Annotated in this window: 1 pseudogene; it reads left to right on the top strand. The window is 50.2% G+C overall.

Annotation, left to right across the window (positions count from 1 at the left end):
- Window positions 1-647: pseudogene (locus OCK74_RS27860) on the top strand (pyruvate:ferredoxin (flavodoxin) oxidoreductase); the annotation flags it as partial.

Genomic DNA, 647 nt, shown 5'->3' on the forward strand with positions numbered 1-647 from the left:
GGCCACAAGGCCATCAACATGGAGGAGGTACTGCCGCTCAGGGAAACTGAAAGACAAAACTGGGACTTCTTCCTTTCTCTGCCCGACATCGACCGTACAAGGGTGAGCCGTACTACAGTAAAAGGTTCCCAACTCTTAGAGCCCCTGTTTGAGTTCTCTGGTGCCTGTAGCGGTTGTGGGGAAACGCCTTACCTGAAGCTGCTTACACAGCTCTTCGGTGACCGCATGATGGTAGCCAACGCTACGGGTTGTTCCTCCATTTACGGTGGCAACCTGCCCACCACCCCCTGGGCCAAGAATAGTGATGGCTGCGGACCAGCCTGGGCCAACTCCCTGTTCGAAGACAACGCTGAATTTGGACTGGGTATCAAACTAGCCGCCGACAAAAAACGAGACTATGCCACCTCCCTGCTAAAATTGGTCAGCGATGATGTTGGTGTTGAACTCGCTGAGGCTATTCTCAATAATGAAGAAACCACAGAAGCCGAAGTGATTGAGAAACGCAAGAATGTTAATATCCTGAAACGCATCCTTAGAAACATCGAAAAGCCAGATGCTAAACTGTTGCTGCAAATAGCTGATGCTTTGGAAAAGAAATCCGTCTGGATCATTGGTGGGGATGGTTGGGCCTATGACATTGGTTTTGG

Origin of the sequence: Paraflavisolibacter caeni, from assembly GCF_025628885.1 — a bacterium.
Lineage (GTDB): Bacteria > Bacteroidota > Bacteroidia > Chitinophagales > Chitinophagaceae > Flavisolibacter > Flavisolibacter caeni.